At 72.7% G+C, this 19,056-nt stretch carries 16 protein-coding genes; 6 read left to right on the top strand and 10 right to left on the bottom strand.

Annotated elements, in window-relative coordinates:
* Positions 1–56 precede the first annotated feature (56 nt).
* Positions 57–629 (bottom strand): cob(I)yrinic acid a,c-diamide adenosyltransferase, encoded by a 573-nt coding sequence (locus tag ACZ4EF_RS26735; RefSeq protein ID WP_355344170.1) that lies wholly within the window; start codon positions 627–629, stop codon positions 57–59.
* A 206-nt stretch (positions 630–835) separates the two neighbouring features.
* Here ACZ4EF_RS26735 and ACZ4EF_RS26730 point away from each other — a divergent pair, with 206 nt between their 5' ends.
* From ACZ4EF_RS26730 to ACZ4EF_RS26720, 3 genes are all read left to right on the top strand, one after another.
* Complete coding sequence (locus ACZ4EF_RS26730; RefSeq protein WP_355344167.1) at positions 836–1,684, top strand: 3-hydroxyacyl-CoA dehydrogenase family protein; 849 nt, start codon at positions 836–838, stop codon at positions 1,682–1,684.
* A gap of 228 nt (positions 1,685–1,912) precedes the next feature.
* Positions 1,913–2,212 carry an STAS domain-containing protein gene (locus ACZ4EF_RS26725; RefSeq protein ID WP_188281939.1) on the top strand — a complete coding sequence of 100 codons (300 nt, stop codon included), beginning with the start codon at positions 1,913–1,915 and terminating at the stop codon, positions 2,210–2,212.
* Positions 2,213–2,396: 184 nt separating this feature from the next.
* Complete coding sequence (locus tag ACZ4EF_RS26720; RefSeq protein WP_467506604.1) at positions 2,397–5,318, top strand: ATP-binding protein; 2,922 nt, start codon at positions 2,397–2,399, stop codon at positions 5,316–5,318.
* 2 nt (positions 5,319–5,320) lie between these two features.
* Here ACZ4EF_RS26720 and ACZ4EF_RS26715 read toward each other — a convergent pair whose 3' ends face one another.
* Positions 5,321–6,286 (bottom strand): helix-turn-helix transcriptional regulator, encoded by a 966-nt coding sequence (locus ACZ4EF_RS26715; protein WP_467506603.1) that lies wholly within the window; start codon positions 6,284–6,286, stop codon positions 5,321–5,323.
* 70 nt (positions 6,287–6,356) lie between these two features.
* Here ACZ4EF_RS26715 and ACZ4EF_RS26710 point away from each other — a divergent pair, with 70 nt between their 5' ends.
* Complete coding sequence (locus ACZ4EF_RS26710; RefSeq protein WP_467506602.1) at positions 6,357–6,806, top strand: VOC family protein; 450 nt, start codon at positions 6,357–6,359, stop codon at positions 6,804–6,806.
* Positions 6,807–6,904: 98 nt separating this feature from the next.
* Here ACZ4EF_RS26710 and nucS read toward each other — a convergent pair whose 3' ends face one another.
* A complete protein-coding gene (gene nucS / locus ACZ4EF_RS26705) occupies positions 6,905–7,567 on the bottom strand; it encodes an endonuclease NucS (RefSeq protein ID WP_355344154.1) in 663 nt (220 codons plus the stop codon).
* Positions 7,568–7,842: 275 nt separating this feature from the next.
* On the opposite strand from nucS, the gene ACZ4EF_RS26700 reads away from it, so the two are divergent.
* Complete coding sequence (locus ACZ4EF_RS26700; protein WP_188281928.1) at positions 7,843–8,244, top strand: SCO5389 family protein; 402 nt, start codon at positions 7,843–7,845, stop codon at positions 8,242–8,244.
* A gap of 100 nt (positions 8,245–8,344) precedes the next feature.
* Here ACZ4EF_RS26700 and ACZ4EF_RS26695 read toward each other — a convergent pair whose 3' ends face one another.
* Positions 8,345–9,391, bottom strand: a complete 1,047-nt coding sequence (locus ACZ4EF_RS26695; protein ID WP_467506601.1) for an LLM class flavin-dependent oxidoreductase — start codon at positions 9,389–9,391, stop codon at positions 8,345–8,347.
* Positions 9,392–9,586: 195 nt separating this feature from the next.
* Between ACZ4EF_RS26695 and ACZ4EF_RS26690 the strand changes: the two genes are divergently transcribed.
* Entirely contained in the window at positions 9,587–9,910 is a 324-nt protein-coding gene (locus ACZ4EF_RS26690; protein ID WP_355344147.1) for an ATP/GTP-binding protein, read from the top strand.
* Between the two features lie 85 nt (positions 9,911–9,995).
* Here the strand turns inward: ACZ4EF_RS26690 and ACZ4EF_RS26685 are convergent, their stop codons facing one another.
* From ACZ4EF_RS26685 to scy, 6 genes are all read right to left on the bottom strand, one after another.
* Positions 9,996–10,913 carry an ABC transporter permease gene (locus tag ACZ4EF_RS26685; protein ID WP_391044602.1) on the bottom strand — a complete coding sequence of 306 codons (918 nt, stop codon included), beginning with the start codon at positions 10,911–10,913 and terminating at the stop codon, positions 9,996–9,998.
* Entirely contained in the window at positions 10,910–12,196 is a 1,287-nt protein-coding gene (locus ACZ4EF_RS26680) for an ABC transporter ATP-binding protein (RefSeq protein WP_467506600.1), read from the bottom strand. The genes ACZ4EF_RS26685 and ACZ4EF_RS26680 overlap by 4 nt, the downstream gene beginning before the upstream one ends.
* A gap of 173 nt (positions 12,197–12,369) precedes the next feature.
* Positions 12,370–13,143 carry an ABC transporter permease gene (locus tag ACZ4EF_RS26675; RefSeq protein ID WP_355344138.1) on the bottom strand — a complete coding sequence of 258 codons (774 nt, stop codon included), beginning with the start codon at positions 13,141–13,143 and terminating at the stop codon, positions 12,370–12,372.
* Between the two features lies 1 nt (position 13,144).
* Entirely contained in the window at positions 13,145–14,155 is a 1,011-nt protein-coding gene (locus tag ACZ4EF_RS26670) for an ABC transporter ATP-binding protein (protein WP_355344135.1), read from the bottom strand.
* Between the two features lie 181 nt (positions 14,156–14,336).
* On the bottom strand, positions 14,337–15,275 hold the full coding sequence (locus ACZ4EF_RS26665) for a coiled-coil domain-containing protein (protein ID WP_188281921.1): 939 nt from the start codon (positions 15,273–15,275) through the stop codon (positions 14,337–14,339).
* A gap of 103 nt (positions 15,276–15,378) precedes the next feature.
* Positions 15,379–18,921 carry a polarized growth protein Scy gene (gene scy / locus ACZ4EF_RS26660; RefSeq protein ID WP_467349075.1) on the bottom strand — a complete coding sequence of 1,181 codons (3,543 nt, stop codon included), beginning with the start codon at positions 18,919–18,921 and terminating at the stop codon, positions 15,379–15,381.
* Between the last annotated feature and the right edge of the window lie 135 nt (positions 18,922–19,056).

The following is a 19,056-nucleotide window of genomic DNA, read 5'->3' as shown; positions in this document are numbered from 1 at the left end:
GCCTAGAAAGGTCTGGACCACCGGTCAAGAGGTCTGGACCATGTCGACCCCTGGTGTCAGCGGTTCTCGCCGGGGATCCACAGGACGTCCCCGCGGGACTTGTTGGCGGTGCGGGCGAGGATGAACAGCAGGTCGGAGAGCCGGTTCAGGTAGGTCGCGGTGAGCGGGTTCATCGTGTCCGCGTGGTCCTCCAGAGCGGCCCAGGTGGAGCGTTCGGCGCGGCGGACGATGGTGCACGCCTGGTGGAGCAGGGCCGCGCCGGGCGTGCCGCCGGGGAGGATGAAGCTGCGGAGCTTCTCCAGATCGGCGAGGAAGCGGTCGCACTCCTCCTCCAGCCGGTCGACATAGGTCTGCTCGACCCGCAGCGGCGGGTACTCCGGGTCGGGGACCACCGGAGTGGCGAGGTCGGCGCCGACGTCGAAGAGGTCGTTCTGCACGCGCACCAGGACGGTGGCGACCTCCTCGGGCAGCGCGCCGAGCGCGAGCGCCACACCGAGCGCGGCGTTGGCCTCGTTGGCGTCGGCGTAGGCGGCGATCCGGCTGTCGGTCTTCGCGGTCCGGCTCATGTCGCCGAGCGCCGTGGTGCCGTCGTCGCCGGTACGGGTGTAGATGCGGGTGAGGTTGACCATACGGTCGAGCGTAGAGCGTGCCCGCCCGACGGGCCGTCTCCCGCCCCCGTCCGACGGCCGGTTGACGCCCAGTGCGACGAAGGACACACGGTGACACCGCTTACTTCCTGCTGCGCGCGGAGGTGAACGGGCGTTAAGGTCCGGCGAGATCAGCGAATTCGGCCAGTCGGCCGCAATGGCTCGGCCCCAATGGAGAGGTGTGTGCCGTGGCGAAGAAGCTCGCCGTCGTCGGAGCGGGACTGATGGGCTCCGGTATCGCGCAGGTGTCGGCCCAGGCGGGGTACGACGTGGTCCTGCGGGACGTCACCGACGCGGCGCTCAAGCGCGGCACCGACGGCATCCGCGCCTCGTACGAGAAGTTCGTCTCCAAGGGCAAGCTGGACGCGGCGGACGCCGAGGCGGCGCTGGCCAGGATCACCGCGACCACCGACCTCGACGCCGCCGCGGACGCGGACATCGTCGTGGAGGCCGTCTTCGAGCGGATCGAGGTCAAGCAGGAGATCTTCCGCGCCCTCGACACGATCGTGCGCGACGACGCGGTCCTCGCCTCCAACACCTCCGCGATCCCGATCACCAAGATCGCCGCCGTCACCCGCAACCCCGAACGCGTCGTCGGCACCCACTTCTTCTCGCCGGTCCCGCTGATGCAGCTCTGCGAACTCGTCCGCGGCTACAAGACCAGCGACGCCACGCTGGAGCGCGCCCGCGCCTTCGCCGAGGAGATCGGCAAGACCTGCGTCGTCGTCAACCGCGACGTGGCGGGCTTCGTCACCACCCGGCTGATCTCGGCCCTGGTCGTCGAGGCCGTCAAGCTCTACGAGTCGGGCGTCGCCTCCGCCGAGGACATCGACATCGCCTGCAAGCTCGGCTTCGGCCACGCGATGGGCCCGCTCGCCACCGCCGACCTCACCGGCGTGGACATCCTGCTGCACGCCGCGGGCAACATCTACACCGAGTCGCAGGACGAGAAGTTCGCGCCGCCGGAGATCATGCGCCGCATGGTCGACGCGGGCGACCTCGGCCGCAAGAGCGGCAAGGGCTTCTACTCGTACTGAGTTTCCACCCGCACCGGGGCACCGTACGGAACGCGCATCCTGGGCACGCGTACTAAACAACGTCACCCCCAGGAGTGAATTCGGTATCGGTTCGCTCACAGACGGCAACTTCTCCATACGACGGACCGTCAGTTGTGTGAAGACATACGGATGATCCGTGCCGTCGCCGTCCCGCGGCGGCCATGCCACGAGCCGGGCCCACGAGCCGGCACTCCTCGGGGAGCGACTATGCACATCAAGGGCGACCACGCCGAGCTGGTCGTCGGGGGCCGCCTCGACGTCCGGAGCGCGGCGGACGCCCGTTCGGCCCTGCACACCGCCGTCGACTCCGGCCGCGGGGACCTGGTGCTCGATCTCACGGAGCTGGACTCGTGGGACGCCACCGGTCTCGGCGTGATCATGGGCGCCCACCGCAGAGCGGGCCGCGCCAACCGGAGGCTCGTGCTGCGCGGGGTCCCGCCGCGAATGCAGCGCCTGCTGGTCGCCACCCGGCTGCACCGAATCCTCGCGATCGAGGCCGAAAGGTGACGTAAGGGCGGCACCGTGGCCCCGGCACTTCATGAATACTGTGGCAGCCTTTAGAGTTTGCCGCAGATTGCCAGCAGGCGTGCCACCCCGTACGCCAGAAAAGGGGAATCGGGCCGGGTCCGGCAGCGGACACAGGGCGGCCCGATCGGGCCCCCGCACGTCACGCACCTGGGGGGCGTACGAGATGGACCACCGCACCGGCGAGTCGGGCGAACGCCCGATACCGGACGTCGACGACCTGACGGTCGCCGACGCCGACGCGCGCCCCGCCACCGGCCCCGACTTCGGCCAGGGCGTCGAATTCGGGCACGGCGCGGACTTCGCCGCCGACTTCGGCCCGGCCCCCACGCCCGGCCCGGGAACCGGCTTCGGCTCCGACTTCGCCGCGGGCTCCGGCTCCGATTTCAGTGCCCCCGCCGACCACGGCCACGGCAATGGCCACGGCCCCGCCACGGGGTCCCTGCCCGCCCTCACGGACAGCACCCTGGCGCTGCGCGGCCCCCGCGCCTCCCGCGACCCGCTCACCCCGGAACTCGGCGGCGCCTCCAGCGGCGGCAACGCCCGCGTGCTGCGCGTCACCACCTCCGACTACCTGCTGACCGTCAACCCGATCGACGGCACCGAGGTCACCCTCTGCCCGCCCGCCGAGCGCCCGCTGCCGCTGCGCCGCACCCCCGAGGAGCGCGTCGCGCACCTGGCCGCGGGCCGCCCCTCGCCGCCGCCGGGACCGCCCGCCCCCGAACTGCCGCTGCTGGAGCGCGACGAGGAGCGCGAGCGGCTGATCCGGCTGCTGGCCAGAGGCCGTTCCGTACGGGTCACCGGACCGTCCGGCGCGGGCCGCACCGCGCTGCTGGAATCCGTCGCCAACGCCTGCGCCGACCTCGCCCCCGACGGCGTGCTCTGGCTGTCCGGCTACCGCCGCACCCCCGCCGACGTGCTCCAGGAACTCTTCGCCACCGTCTACGCCACCGACGGCCACCGCCCCGACCGCGCGGACCTGCCGGGCCTGCTGCGCGACACCGGCGCCGTCGTCGTCATCGACGACCTGGAATTCGGCGGCGCGGGGCTGGAGGAACTGCTCTCCGCGGCCCCCGAGTGCGCCTTCCTGATGTCCGCGACGCCCGACGTCACCACACCGTCCGCCGACTCGATGATCGAAGAGGTCTTCCTGTCGGGCCTGACCCGCGTCGCCTGCGTCGACCTGCTGCAATTCGTCACCGGGCGGCCCCTCGGCGAGGACGAGACCGCGTGGGCGGCCGACCTGTGGTTCGAGTCCGAGGGCCTGCCGCTGCGCTTCGTGCAGGCCGGCGCGCTGCTGCGGCAGCGGGACGCGCTGCGCCAGCCGCCCGAGCCCGACTGGGACGACTCGGTGTGGGAGAACGGCTCGCCGACCGGCCCGCAGGGCGCCGGAACGCCGCCCATACCCGACCTCACCGGCTTCGACATACTCCAGGGTCCCGACGCACCCACCGGGCACGGCGCCGAGGACCCCGCGGACGCGCTCACCGCCGGCCCGGACACCGCGGCGACCCCCGCGACACCGGAGATACCGGGGTCCGCCCCCAAGCCCGGCCCCGCCGGATACACCGGCCCGCCCGTCGACCTGCCGCTGCCGTCGCTCGCCGAGAGCGCGGCACCCGCGGAACTGCTCGCCAGCAGGCTGAGCGAATCGGCCCGCGAAGCCCTCGCCTTCGCCGTGGCACTCGACGGCGAGTGCCCGCACCCCTCGCACCTGCCCGCCCTCGTCGGTGACACCCACGGCGACGCGGCCCTCGGCGAACTCACCGCGGTCGGCCTGGCCGTACCGGTCTCCGCGCACTTCCGCCTCGCCGCCGGAGTCGTCCAGCAGCTCGCGCCGCGGCTCACCGCCGACGGAGAGCTGAGCGCGGTCCAGTCGCACACCGCGGCCCTGCACTACGCCTGGTGGACCGGGCACCCCTCGGTCGGCCCCGAGCGCGCCGCCGCCGAGTCCGAGGCGATCCTCGCCGCGATGTCCGCCTGCCGCGACGGCGGCAACCCCAGCGCGGCCGTCCTGCTCGCCCGCACCGTCGCGCCCGCCTTCGCCGCCGCGCTGCACTGGGGCGCCTGGGAGCGGGCACTGCGGATCGGCCAGGAAGCCGCACGGCTGTCGGGCGAGGTCGCCGAAGAGGCGTACTTCCACCACGAGCTGGGCGTCCTCGCGCTGTGCACCGGCAACACCGACCGCGCCCGCGCCGAACTGGAGGCGTCCATCGCCCTGCGCGGGGCCCTCGCCGACCGGCAGGGCACCGTCGTCGGCCGCCGTACGCTCGCGCTGGTCAACGACCGTGACGGCGGCGGCCTCCCGAACCTGCCCGCGCTGCTCGAACTCCCGCCGGGCGGCTCCGGCGGTACGGCGCCGCTCGCGATCACGGCGGCCACGACGCCGCTGACGGTGATCAACAAGAGCGGCGCCCCGGCACCGCAGGGCGAGGCCGGGCGCCCCGCCACGCACCGCCGACGCCGCAATCTGGTGGTGGTCGGCACCGGCGTCGCGCTCGCGGCGGCCCTCGCCACCATCGTCACCATGGGCGCCACCTCGGGCGACGGCCCCAAGCCCAACCAGGTCCAGCCGGTCGAGTCCGCCCAGCAGGACGACCCCTCGGCCGACGCCCCGACGGACGATCCCTCGACGGACGGCCCCACGGCCGCCTCGCCGTCCGCCTCCGCCACGTCCCCGACGCCGTCGACACCGGCCGGGACGACGGGCGGCCCGACAACGGCCCCCGGAGCCCCGTTCACGCCCCCTGACGGCGGCCTGACGTCGGCACCGGGCGATACGCCGACGCCGCCGCGCAACACGCAGACGTCGAGGCCGCCGACGCGTACGACAAAGCCGACGACACCCTCGACGCCGCCGACAACTCCGACGACGCCGCCGCCTACGACGACTCCAGCGCCGACGGACACGACGACTCCGCCCATCGACCCCACCTCGGCCGACGTCTCCTCTCCGCCGAACCTCACCCCCTCCGGCGCCGCCCCCACCAGGACCGGCACCTTCACCCCGCCGACGACGGAAGCCGGAACCACCGGCCCCGGAGCCACCGGCCCCGCACCGACGGACACCGTCGCGCCGACCGGCTGAGGTCAGCCGCCCTCCGCCATGGCGGCGAGGCGGCGGGCCAGGCGGGCGGCGGCCTCGCGCAGCTCCGGCGGTTCGAGCACCTCGGCCTCGAAGCCCAGCGCGGCCACGCGGGCGGCGGTCACCTCCAGGGAATCCGCGCCGATGACGAGGACGCACCAGCCGTCGCGCTCGTCGTCCTCGACGCGTCCGACCTGCGGCGGCACCATGTCGCTCACGAGCTCCGTCCTGGCGCGCAGCCGGACGCGGGCCAGGTGCGCGTACGGGGACTCGGTCACGGAGCGCCGCACGTAGGCGACCGGGTCGGGGTGCTCGCGGGGCCGGAAGCGCCAGGTGGTCGTCTGCGCGTCGCGCATCCGGTCGAGCCGGAAGGTGCGCCAGTCGTCGCGGTCGACGTCCCAGGCCATCAGGTACCAGCGGCGTCCCGTGGTGACCATCCGCACCGGCTCGACCGTACGCTCGCGCGCCGTGCCGCCGTCCCGGCCCCTGTACGCGAACCGTACGCGTACGGTGTCCCGGCAGGCCCGCGCGAAGGTCATCAGCAGGTCCGGGTCGACTTCGTCGGTGGGGCCCACCAGGGTGTCGGTGGCGCCCTGGACGGCCCGCACCTCGGCGCGCAGCCGGGGCGGCATCACCTGGTCGAGCTTGGCGAGGGCCCGCAGCGCCGCCTCGCTCGCGCCCGCGACCGTGCCGCCCGACGCCAGCCGCAGCGAGACCGCCGTCGCGATGGCCTCGTCGTCGTCCAGCAGCAGCGGCGGCAGCCGGGTGCCCGCGCCGAGCCGGTAGCCGCCGCCGACGCCCGGGACCGCGTGCACGGGGTAGCCGACCGCGCGCAGCCGCTCCACGTCGCGGCGCACCGAGCGGTCGGTGACGCCCAGCTCGGCGGCGAGTTCACCGGCCGTCCAGGACGAGCGGTGCTGGAGGAGCGACAGCAGCCGCAGCACCCGTTCGGTCGTCGCTTCTACGGTCATCGGGTGATCGTTCCACACCGCCCGGCCATCACGGAACGTATCTGTCCGCTATATGCGCCACGCTGGGATCATGAACGAGCACCAGGAAGTCCGCGACATCCAGATCACCTTCGACTGCGCCGACCCGAACGCGCTGGCCGTCTTCTGGGCCGAGGCCCTCGGCTACCGGCTCCAGGACCCGCCCGAGGGCTTCTCGTCCTGGGACGAGGCCCTGGAGTCGATGGGTGTACCGCCCGAGCTGCGCAACGAACGCTCCGCCGCCGTCGACCCCTCGGGCGTCAGGCCCCGGCTCTTCTTCCAGCGCGTCCCCGAGGGGAAGCAGGCCAAGAACCGCGTCCACCTCGACGTCCGCGCCGCCCCCGGCCTGGAGGGCGACGAGCGGATGGCGGCCCACGAGAAGGAGGCCGACCGCCTCGTCGCCCTCGGTGCCACCCGCCTCGCCCGCCACGAGCCCGCCCTCCTCAGTCCGGGCCACATCGTGATGGCCGACCCGGAGGGCAACGAATTCTGCCTCGACTGACCCCCGCCCGGGCCGGCGCCCGCCTCCCGCGCCGGCTCGACTCCCTCGAAGCCGCGGACTAGCGCGGCGGGTCAAAGGGGGCGGGTCAGCGCGGCGGGCTAGAACAGCCGCAGCTTGTCGTCGGAGATGCCGCGCATGCCGTCGTAGTCCAGGACGACACAGCCGATGCCGCGGTCCGTGGCCAGCACGCGGGCCTGGGGCTTGATCTCCTGGGCGGCGAACACCCCGCGGACCGGGGCGAGATGGGGGTCGCGGTTGAGGAGTTCGAGGTAACGGGTGAGCTGCTCGACACCGTCGATGTCGCCGCGCCGCTTCAGCTCGACGGCGACGGTGGCGCCCGACGCGTCGCGGCACAGGATGTCCACCGGGCCGATGGCGGTGGGGTATTCGCGGCGGATCAGGGTCCAGCCCTCGCCGAGGACTTCCATCCGGTCGGCCAGCAGCTCCTGGAGGTGCGCCTCGACACCGTCCTTGATCAGGCCGGGGTCGACACCGAGTTCGTGCGAGGAGTCGTGCAGGACCTCCTCGATGGTGATGATGAGCTGCTCACCGGCCTTGTTGACGACCGTCCAGACGCCGTCGTCGCCCTCTTTGAGCGTGCAGGGCGGGGACATCCAGTTGAGCGGCTTGTAGGCCCGGTCGTCGGCGTGCACCGACAGACTGCCGTCCGCCTTGATGAGCAGCAGCCGGGTGGCGGAGGGCAGGTGGGCGGAGAGCCGGCCCGCGTAGTCGACGGAGCAGCGGGCGATGACGAGACGCATGGTGCGCAACGCTACTGGACGCGCCGCCCCGTACGCGATTCGGCCCCGTGTGATTCACCGCCGCACCTTTCGCCCCCGCACGTCCCGTCCGCCCCTGTGCGTACGACTCCGGACGACTGCGGAAACTTGGCCGGTTAAGTGTGCTACCTCCTGGTGCGGTCGGACCAACGACCCTACGGTTGAAGCGGAGGCCGGACGTGCGGGAACGCTGGTCCGGCCGCTGGCAACCCGTCCGTCTGGCTCCGTGTGATCACGGGGTCACGAGAGGAGTACCCATGTCGCTCGACGTCTCACCGGCCCTCCTCGAACAGGCCGAGCGAGGCGAGGTCGACGAACAGGAATTCGTCGACTGCGTCAGGACGTCCCTCCCTTACGCGTGGGAGATGATCAGCTCGTTGGTGGCACAGCTCAAGGTCGACGGCGGAGCCTTCGCCGACAACCAGGTGCCGCCGCCGAGCGAGAAGGAACGCGGCCAGTTGCTCCGTGCACTGGCCAGCGACGCGATACGAGGGGCCCTACAGCGGCACTTCGGGGTGCGGCTCGCCTTCCAGAACTGCCACCGCGTGGCGGTCTTCCCATTGGACACGGTGGACCCCGGGATCGCCGAGAGCTACGGCAAGTTCACTTCCGTCAGGTCCCAAGTGCTCAACCAGTCACCGGAGTTCAGGGACTGCTGACGTAACGCCCCGCCCGGCGAACACCGCCGGTCACGGCCCTAGCGCGCACTGGGCGTCGGCACAATGCGGCCCGCTCCCGCAACCGGACCCGCCCGCGTAATCAGGCCAGTTCCGGGAGCACGTCGGCGCCCAGCCTGGCCACATTGTCCAAGGTGGCGGTGAGGTCCCCCGAGCCCTCCACCAGGAGGGCGAACCGGGTGATACCGGTCCGTTCCGCGGTCGCCGCGAGGCGGTCGGCACACAGCCGCGGCGGACCCACCGGGTGCAGATCACAGAGCAGTTCGGTGTAGGCGTGCGGGTCGCGCATGGCCCGCGCGCTGCCGTCCACCGTGCGGTGGGCGCCGAGCCCGCGCTGGAGCCAGCCGGGCATCGACTTGAGCAGCGTCTCCACCGCGTCCGACCTGGTGTCCCCGACCTGGGCCACGCCCGCCGAGACATGACCGGCGGCCGACACGGCGTCGGGGCAGTGCCCGGCGGCCAGCGCCGTCTCCCGCCAGACCCCCACCATCGCGGCCTTCTCCTCGTCCCCGCAGTGCATCCCCAGCAGCATCGGCAGCCCGCGCTCCGCGGCCAGCCGGACGGTGGCGGGGGAGGTGCAGGCGACCACGACGGGCGGCCCCGAGCCCGCCACCGGCTCGGCCGCCGGGTCGTACAGCTCGTCGGGGCGCGGTACGACGGACACCTCGCGGAAGGCGTAGCGCGGACCGTCCGCGCCGACCGCGGGCTCGCGCAGCCAGCGCAGCAGCAGGTCGAGCGATTCGGGGAAACCGGCCTCGAAGGCGGCCAGTCCGGTGCCGAAGACCTCCAGGTCCACCCACGGGCCGCCGCGGCCGACCCCGAGGGTGAAGCGTCCGCCGGACGCCAGGTGCAGCAGCGCGGCCTGTTCGCCCAGCGCCACCGGATGCGCGGTCGGCAGCACGCTCACCGCGGTGCCCACGCCGATCCGCCGCGTACGCCCGAGCACCAGCCCGGCGAGGGTGACGGCCGACGGGCACACGCCGTACGGGACGAAGTGGTGCTCTGCCAGCCATACCGTGTCAAGTCCCGCGGCGTCAGCGGCCTCGGCCGAGGATATCGCCCGGTGCAGCGCCTCTCCCTGGCCCTGGCCGGGGAACTGGGCCGCTATGACGAAAGTCCCAACTCGCATTGCTCATCCCTCCTCCCTTGGTAACGCTTGGCACGTGCCAAAGGCACGGCTTTCTGGGACGTTTTCATGATTTTCGGCAGTCATATCGGAGATGAGCCGTTCTGGTGTGCGCGAGGCGGGTGTTCCGGTATGGACCGACCGGCCGCGTACCCTTGACGGAGAGTCCGCGAAGCCCAGCAGAGCGCGAGGTGTCCCGTGTCGCCGCGTCGAAACCGCCCGCCCGGCGGAGGCCGCCCCGCCGACCGTACGGAGCAGCAGGAGTCGGGGTTCGGCGCCGGCAGCACCGTGGAGTGGCAGGGCGAGGAGTGGGTGGTGCGCCCGGTCGCGGGCAGCGCCTCCGGCAAGCACTACCGCTGCCCCGGCTGCGACCAGGAGATCCCGCCCGGCGTCGGGCACGTGGTGGCCTGGCGGGAGTACGGGGGAGTGGACGACCGGCGGCACTGGCACCGGGCGTGCTGGAACGCGAGGGACCGCCGCACCAGCAAGGTGCAGCGGTCCCGTAACGCCCCCCGGCACTGAACCGGGGCCACGTCCGGCGGCGGCTGAAGCGGCTGAGCGGTCCGATACGCCTCGGGCGGCGCCGGTGTTCAGACGCCCCTGACGCTCAGACGTCCCTGCTGTTGAGGGTCGCGTACGCCGCTCCCAGCAGCACCGCCGTGACGCAGGCCAGCGTGATGAGCTGGGGCAGGCCGTTCTGGTCGCCCTCGCCGATCATCGGGAAGTGGTACAGCGAGGCCAGCGAGTTGGGCGCGGAGAACCGCACCAGCTTGTCGCGGGCCCCGTCCAGGCTGGACGGCAGGAAGATCGCGATCAGCAGCGGCAGCAGGACGACGCCCAGCATGGTGGTGATCGCCCCGGCCGAGTGCCGCAGCAGCGTGCCGACGGCGAGCGCCAGCAGGCCGAGCAGCGCCACGTAGAGGCCGACGCCGACGGTCGCGCCCAGCCATTCGGTGCCGCTCGCGGCGGTCACGCCGTCCTTGATGACGACGCCCGGGTGCGGGTCCTCCAGGTCGTATCCGGAGACCCGCTTGCCGGACATCACGCTCCAACTGATGAGCGCGGTCATCGTGCAGGCGACCGTGGTGGTCACGAAGGACAGCAGGAAGAAGACGATCGCCTTCGCCGTCAGGACCCGCGAGCGCCGCGGGCACGCGGTCAGGGTGGTGCGGATCATGCCGGTGCCGTACTCGGAGGTGATCACCAGCACGCCCAGCGTGATGATCGCCAACTGGCCCAGGATCAGGCCGAACAGGCCGGGCGCGAGCACCGGCACGCTGGTGTCGTTGCTGTGGTCGATCGGCACGACCACCAGCAGATTGATGCCGATGACCAGGACGAGCATCACGCCGAGCGTCCACACCGTGGAGCGCACCGTGCGGATCTTCGTCCACTCCGAGCGCACCGCCTGCCCGAGGGTGGTCTGCGCGACCGGCAACTGCGAGGCGAACTGCGGCTGCGGCGGCTGCTGTTGCTGGTAGCCGCCGTGGGGGGCGGAGGCCGGGAACTGGGCCGGGGCGGTCATCGGGCGTCCTCGCTGTCGGACTTGTCCATGTTCAGGGCGGCGGGTGCGGGCGGTGCGGCGGGCTGAGGCGCGGGAGCGGCGGGTGCGGCGGGCTGAGGCGCGGGAGCGGCGGGAGCGGCGGGCTGAGGCGCGGGAGCGGCGGGAGCGGCCGGCGGCGGCTGGTGAGCGTACGACTGCTGCGGTACGGGCGCGGCCACCGGCTGCTGCTGGTACCCCCAGCCGGGCTGCTGCTGCCCGTAACCCGGCTGCCCGTACGGCTGTTGCTGCCCGTACGGCTGCTGCCAGCCCTGCGCTCCCGGCGGCGGTGCGTAGCCGCCGGGGCCCTGGACGGCGTACGGCGCCGCGTGCTGGAGGCCCTGGCGCGGGTCCTGCGTCGAGCGGTAGTCGACCGCGCCGCTGGTCAGGCGCATGTACGCCTCCTCCAACGACGCCTGGTGCGGCGACAGTTCCCAGATCCGGACCTCGGCGTCGTACGCGATGTCGCTGATCCTGGGCAGTTCGAGGCCGGTGACGCGCAGCGCGCCGTCCTGCTCCGGCTGTACGGCGGCGCCCGCCTCGGTGAGCGCCTTGCTGAACTTCTCCCGCTCACCGCCCTCGGCGGGCGTGCGGACCAGCGCGTAGCCGGTCGAGTGGTGCGCGATGAAGTCCTTGACGCTCATGTCGGCGAGCAGTTGGCCGCGGCCGATGACGATGAGGTGGTCGGCGGTCAGCGCCATCTCGCTCATCAGGTGGCTGGAGACGAAGACCGTACGGCCCTCGCTCGCCAGCTTGCGCATCAGATTGCGCACCCAGTGGATGCCCTCGGGGTCGAGGCCGTTGACCGGCTCGTCGAAGAGCAGCACCTCCGGGTCGCCGAGCAGCGCGCCCGCGATGCCGAGCCGCTGGCCCATGCCCAGCGAGAAGCCCTTCGAGCGGCGGGAGGCCACGTCCTGGAGGCCGACGACGCCCAGCACCTCGTCGACCCTGCGGGCCGGGATGCCGGAGAGCTGCGCCACGCAGAGCAGGTGCTGGCGGGCGCTGCGGCCCCCGTGCACCGCCTTGGCGTCCAGCAGCGCGCCCACCTTGCGCGGCGCGTTCGGCAGCCGCCGGTACGGCACTCCGCCGATGGTCACTTGGCCGGAGGTCGGCTCGTCCAGGCCCAGGATCATCCGCATCGTCGTGGACTTGCCCGAGCCGTTCGGGCCGAGGAATCCGGTGACGGTGCCAGGCCGTACCTGGAACGACAGGTTGTACACGGCTGTTTTCGCGCCGTACTGCTTGGTCAGGCCGACTGCCTGGATCATGCTCCGCCCCTCGCTGCAACGGAGGCGACTCGCCCCCGTGAGGGAGGAAGCGTAGCCGGTGGGGGTTGGTTCCCCCCACAGTCCCCCGGAGTTGCACCCGGGAGTTGCCCCCATCGCGACAATCGGGACTCGGCCGACGTGCGGGGCCGCCCGGAAGACGGCCCCTTACCGCGTCAGGCGTCGCGCTTGGCCAGCACCACGTAACCGCCGACCAGCGCCACGATCACCCAGATCGCCATGATGCCGATACCGCCCCAGGGGCCGTACGCGGTGTGGTCGCCCGAATCCGGCACCACCTGCATGATCTTCTGGCCCGCCTGGTCGGGGAGGTACCTGGCGAACGTCTTCACCTTCGGCACCGCCGACAGGATCGGCGAGACCAGGAAGAAGAACGGCATCAGGATGCCGAGACCCAGCATCGGGCTGCGCATCATCGCGGCGGCGCCGACGCACAGCAGCACCATCAGCGTCATGTAGAGCCCCGCGCCGAAGACGGCCCGCAGCACCCCCGAGTCGCTGATCGACGTCTTGTGCGAGCCGAGCAGCGCCTGGCCGAGGAAGAACGCGACGAAGCTGGTGGCCATGCCGACCACCAGGCCCAGCAGGCCCGCGATGGCGACCTTGCAGAAGTAGAACATCCCGCGCTGCGGGACGGCCGCAAGCGAGGTGCGGATCATGCCGGTGCTGTACTCGCTGGAGATCACCAGCACACCGAAGACGATCAGTGCCAACTGGCCGAGCGACATGCCGAAGAAGCTGGTGTTCGTGGCGTCGAAGGTCGCCCTGTCCGTGGCGGACCTGTCGTGGAAGGTGTTGTTGACCACCAGACAGATCAGCGCGCCCAGACCCACGGTGACGATGAAGGCGAGCGCCAGCGTCCAGACCGTGGAACGTACCGACTTGATCTTCGTCCACTCCGACTGGAGGACGGCGGTAGGAGACGCCATGTCAGTTCCCCTTCCCGGAGCCGGAGTTGCGCCAGTCCGCACCCCACTGCGGGGCGGGGGCGCCGGGTTGCGGCGCGGCACCACCCGGACCGGGCGGCGGCGCGAGCACACCGCCCGCGTGGTACTCCACCGAGTCCGCGGTGAGCTGCATGAACGCTTCCTCCAACGATGCCCGCTGCGGGCTGAGTTCGTGCAGCACCACCTGATGCTGCGCGGCCAGCTCGCCGAGCTGCGCCGTGTCGCCGTCCTGGATCTCGAACGTGCCGTCGCTCGTGGTCACCGGGGTGAACCCCGCCGTGGCCAGCACGTCCTTCAGCCGCTCCGGCTGGGGGGTGCGAATCCGCACGTAGGAGCGGGAGTTCTTCTCGATGAAGTCGGCCATCGAGGTGTCGGCCATCAGCCGGCCGCGGCCGATCACGATCAGATGCTCGGCGGTCAGCGCCATCTCGCTCATCAGGTGACTGGAGACGAAGACCGTACGGCCCTGCGCGGCCAGCCCCTTCATGAGGTTGCGGATCCAGTGGATGCCCTCGGGGTCGAGACCGTTGACCGGCTCGTCGAACATCAGGATCTCGGGGTCGCCGAGCAGCGCGCCCGCGATGCCGAGCCGCTGGCCCATGCCCAGCGAGAAGCCCTTGGAACGTTTCTTCGCCACGGCCGTCAGACCGACCGTCTCCAGCACCTCGTCCACCCGGTGCCGCGGAATGCGGTTGGACTGCGCCAGGCACAGCAGATGGTTGTACGCCGTCCGCCCGCCGTGGATGGCCTTGGCGTCCAGCAGTGCGCCGATGTACTTCAGCGGCTCGCTGAGCTGCGCGTAGTGCTGACCGTCGATGCGTACGTTGCCCGAGGTCGGGTTGTCCAGCCCGAGCATCATGCGCATCGTCGTGGACTTGCCCGCGCCGTTGGGCCCGAGGAAGCCGGTCACCACGCCGGGGCGCACGGTGAAGGTCAGATTGTCGACGGCGGTCTTGTCCCCGTACCGCTTGGTGAGCCCCTGCAACTCAATCATGGTGGCGAGGCTAGCAACCGCCCCGGAGTAAACCGAAACCCCCGCCCGGGATGGGCGGGGGTGTCGGGCGACCCGTCGGCGAACGTTCAGCCCGTGTTCAGAGGCTTCAGCCCGTGTTCAGACGCTTTGGCCCTTCCTTCGGCCGCGGCTCCTGACCGGGCCCGAGCTTCCGATCGGGAGATCAGCGGGACTGCTGCGCCGGGACGCCACGCGAGATCGGCTCGTCGTCGGCCGGAGCACCGGCCGCGGCGACCGCGGCACCGGTCAGCGTCGCCAGCATCTCGCGGACGTTGGTGAGCTGAGCGTTGATGCTGTCGCGGCGGTTGGTGAGCGCCGCCAGCTCGCGCTCGGACTCGCTGCGGATCCGGTCGGCCTTCGCGTTCGCGTCCGCGACGATGTCCTCGGACTGACGCTGAGCGGTCTCCACCGTCTGACGCGCGCGACGCTCGGCGTCGGTGCGCAGCTTCTCCGCCTCCAGGCGGAGCTGCTCGGCGCGGTGCTCGATCTCCGCCAGGCGCTTCTCGGCCTTGGCCTGACGGCCCGCCAGGTCACGCTCGGACTGCTCGCGGCGCTTGGCCAGGTTCGTCTCGAAGTCCGCGGCGGCCTGGGCGGCCTTGGCGCGGGTCTCCTCGAAGAGGGCGTCCGCCTCCTCGCGCTTGTTCTGCGCGTCCTTCGTGGCGTCGGCGCGGAGCTGCGAAGCGTCGCCCTTCGCCTTGTCGACGATACGGACGCCCTCGTCCTCGGCCTTCGACTTGCGGTCGGCGGCGAACGCCTCCGCGTCGTTGCGCACCTGGTTGGCGGCCGACTCGGCCAGCTCGCGGTGCTGCTCGGCGGCGCGGCGGGCCTCCTCGCGCAGGTCCTTCGCCTCCTCCTCGGCGAGGCGCAGGATCTTCTCGACACGGGCACCGAGACCCGCGTACGACGGCTCCGAGTCATTGACCTGGGCCTGGGCGTTCTGGGTTTCGAGGTGCAACTCCTCGATGCGCTTCTCCAGCGCGGTGATCCTCGTCAGTGCGCTGTCACGGTCGGCGACGAGCTTCGTGATGCGGTCGTCCACCTGTCCGCGGTCGTATCCGCGCCGAACGAGCTCGAAGCCGAAGGGGGAGGAAGTGTCGCTCATGGGGATCCTGTCGATTCAGACCGGTTGAGGTGATAGGGGGAATCCTAGGGGCCCAGGCGGCGTGTCACCGAGCCATTGCCTATTAGGTATGGAGAATGTCCGCTCAATCGAGTGGAGCATCGTCGATGCGCTTGCCACTCGAACGAGTGGTTCCCGCGCCCGCACCAGCGGTGACACCGCCACCGGGTGCCTCGAACGACTCCAGCGCCTCCAGCACGTCCTGGACGCGAGAGATCTCCGCGTTGATGTCTTCTCTGCGGCGCACGAGGATCTCCAGCTCTCGTCTGCCCTCGGTCACGATGCGATCGGCTTCGCTGCGGGCCTCCCCCTTGACCCGCTCGGCCTCGCGCTCGGCCTCGGCCTTCTTCTGCTCGGCCTCCTTCAGGAGGCCCTCGACCTTCTTCACCGCGGCGATACGGACCTTGCTCGCCTCGGAGGTGGCCGTGGACTTGATCTCGGCGGCCTTCTGCTCCGCCTCGGCGAGCTGCTCGGTGGCGGCGGTGACCAGCTTGTCGACCCGCTCGCCGACGGTCTTCATCGCCTCCGCGGCCTCCTTGCGGGCCCGGTCGTGCAGCTCCTCGACCTCGGACTCCACGCGCTGGCGCAGCTCCTCGGTACGTTCCCTTATGGCCGTCGCGTCGTGCCTGGCCTCGCCGAGCATGGTGTCCGCGTCGGTCCGCGCCCGCTCGACCAGGCCGTTGCCCTCCGCCGTCGCCTCGTTGACCAGCCGCTCGGCCTCGCCGCGGGCCGCGCCGACCATCGCGTCGGCCTGCTCCTCGGCCGTCGCCGCGGTCCTGCGGGCCTCCGCCTGCGCCTTGCCGATCAACTCGTCCGCCTGCTCCGCGGCCTCGCTGCGGCGCTTGTTGGCCGCCTCGCGCGCCTCGTCGAGGACGCGCTGCGAATGCGTCCGCGCCTCCTCGGCCTCGCGCTCCGCGGTGTCCAGCGCGTCCTTGGCGAGGATACCGAGCCGTTCGGCCTCCTCGCGGGCCTTGGTGACCAACTGGTCGGCCTGGCCCGCCGCGTCGGTACGCATCCGGTTGGCGTCGTCGCGGGCCTCGGCGCGCAGCCGGTCGGACTCCTCGATCGCCTCGGTGACCGTACGGTCGGCCAACTGCCGTGCCGCGTCGGCCTCTTCCTGGCTCTCCCGGCGGATCCGCGCCGAGTCCTCCGACGCCCGCTCCCGCTCGGAGTTGGCGTCCGCGCGCAGCCGGTCCGCCTCGCCCTGGGCCTCGCCGCGCACCCGCTGGGCCGCGTGCTCGGCCGCCGAGCGGAGCCCGGCGATCTCCTCCTCGGCCTCCTGGTGCAGATGCGCGACCGAGTCGCGGACCTGCTGCGCGGTGGCCTCGGCCGCCGCGACCGCCTCCGCGGCCCGCTGGTCGGCCTCCGCGCCCAGCCGGTCGGCCTCCGCCGCCGCGTCCTCGACGCGCTTGCGGGCGGCGGCCAGCAACTCCTCGCTCTCGCGGCGGGCCTGCGCGCGCTCCTGCTCGGCCTCGCCGCGGGCGGCGCCCAGCAGCTCCTCGGCCTCGCGGCGGCGCCTGGCCGCCTCCTCCTGCGCGGCGGCCAGCGCCTCCGCGGCCTCCGTACCGAGCCGCTCGGCCGCCGCGGCGGCCTCCGCGCGGACCCGGTCCGCGTGCTCCTTGGCCTCCGCGCGCCGCTGCTCGGCCTCCGCCGCCGCCTCCGCCTGGAGCCGTACGGCGACGCTCTCGCCCTCCGCGCGGGTCTGCGCCGCGTCCGCCGCGGCCTCGTCCCGCAGCCGTACCGCCTCGGCCTCGGCCTGCTCCTGGAGGGTGCGGACCCGCTCGGCGGTCTCCTGGCGCAGCCGCTCGGCCTCCTCGGCGGCCTCCCGGCGCAGCCGCTCCGCCTCGGTGTCCGCGTCGCGCAGCGACTGCTCGGCGGCGGCGAGCCGGGCCTCGGCCTCCTCGCGGAGCCGTACCAGGTCGGTCTCGGCCTCCTCGCGCATCCGGGCGACGAGCGTCTCGCCCTCCGTGCGCTGCCGCTCGGCGGCCTGCTCGGCCTCCTCCTTGACCGTCGCGGCCTGCCGCTCCGCCTCCTGGCGGAGCTCCTCGGCCTCGGCGCGGGCGTGCTGGAGGGCCTCCTCGGCCTTGGTGTTCAGCGCGGAGGCCCGCTCGACGGACTCGGTCCGCATCCGGTCGGCCTCGGCGGCCGCGCCCTGCCGCAGCTCGTCGCCGTCGGCCTTCGCCTTGGCCAGCAGCTCCTCGGCGCGGCTCGCGGCCTCCTCGATCTGCTGGACGGCCTCCCTGCGGGCCTCACCGCGGATCCGCTCGCCCTCGGCGACCGCGTCGGCCCGCAGCTGCTCGGCCTCGCCGCGCAGCCGCCTGGCCTCCTCCTGGAGCTCGACGGTCCTGGCCCGGTACTCCTCGGTGTCGTCCTGGGCGGCGCCGCGCAGCTCCTGCGCGGACGCCTCGGCCTCGCTGCGCAGCCGCTCGGCCTCCGCCTCGGCCTCGCGCCGGATCCGCTCGGCCTCCTCGCCCGCCGACTTCGTGGTGGAGCGGGCGTCCTCCGACGCCTTGGTCAGGATCTCCTCGGCCGACCTGGCGGCCTGCGCCAGCTGGGCGGCGGCGTCCTCGGACGCGGCGGCGCGGGCGGTCTCCTGCGCCTCGGTACGGATGCGCTCGGCCTCGGCGCGGGCGTCGGCGACGGTCTGCTCGGCCTCGGCCTTGGCGCTGTCCACCTGCTTGGTGGCCTCGCCGACCATGCGGGCGATCTCGGCCCTTGCCGTACGGGTGCGCTGCTCGTTCTCCGTCTCGGTGGCCGCCAGGCGCTTGGCGGCGCCGGCCGTGGCCTCCTCGCGCAGCCGCTCGGCCTCCGCGCGGGCGGTGCGCAGCGCCTCGTCGGCCTCCCGCAGCCGCTCCTCGGCCAGCCGGGACAGCTCGATCGCCCGGCTTCTGGCCTCGTCGGACTCGCTGCGGGTGGAGGTGCGCAGCTGCTCGGCCTCGCTGGTGGCCTCCTGCGCCTGCGTCGAGGCGGCGGTCAGCAGCCGCTCGGCGTCGGTGCGGGCCCGGCGCAGCAGCTGCTCCGCCTCGTTGCGCGCGGCCTGCGCCTCCGAGGTCAGCCGCTCGCGGGTCTGCTCGGCGACCCGGGTGGCCTCGGCGCGGGCGGCGGCCAGCGCGGCCTCGGACTCGGCGCGGGTCTCGTCCAGCAGGCGGCGGGCCTGCGACTCGCTGCGGGCCCGCAGCTGCTCGGCCCACGCCACGTTCTCGTTGACGTGCGTCTCTACGGTCGCGCGGCGCTCGCCCAGCTCCTCGTCGAGCTGCCGCCGCCGGGCGATGGCCTCGGCGTGCCACTCCGCCTCGAAGCGGGCCTGGTGCTCGGCCTGCTCCTGGAGCAGCCGCTGGGTCTGGGCGCGGGCGTCGCGCAGCTCGCGCTCGGCGTCGGCGCGGAGCTGGTCGGCCTGGATCTGGGCGTTGCGCAGGAGCTGGTCGGCCTGGTGGCCGATGTTGTCGTAGGCAGGGCGGGACGCCAGATTGCGGCGCGCCTCGTGCAGCTTGGCGCGCAGCACCTCGACCTGGTATCCGAGGTCGTCGGCGTGGTCGACGGCCTTGCCCCGCTCGGTACGAAGCCGCTCCATCTCGGCTTCGAGCTGAGAGAGGTGGTCGTCAGCCTGGTAGCTGTCGTTGCCCCGCACTCCGCGGTCCCATCGGTCTCCTGGCGTACTCACCCGCCAACCGGGTGAGATTCCTCGTCACTCCGTTTGAAGACAGAGCTCTACGAAGAATGGTGTCAGATCAACGTCGCGGAGCGCGAGCGTACCCGCGTGCCC

It is taken from the genome of Streptomyces sp. NPDC025721, assembly GCF_055558595.1.
This window is presented reverse-complemented; position numbering and strand designations above follow the sequence as displayed.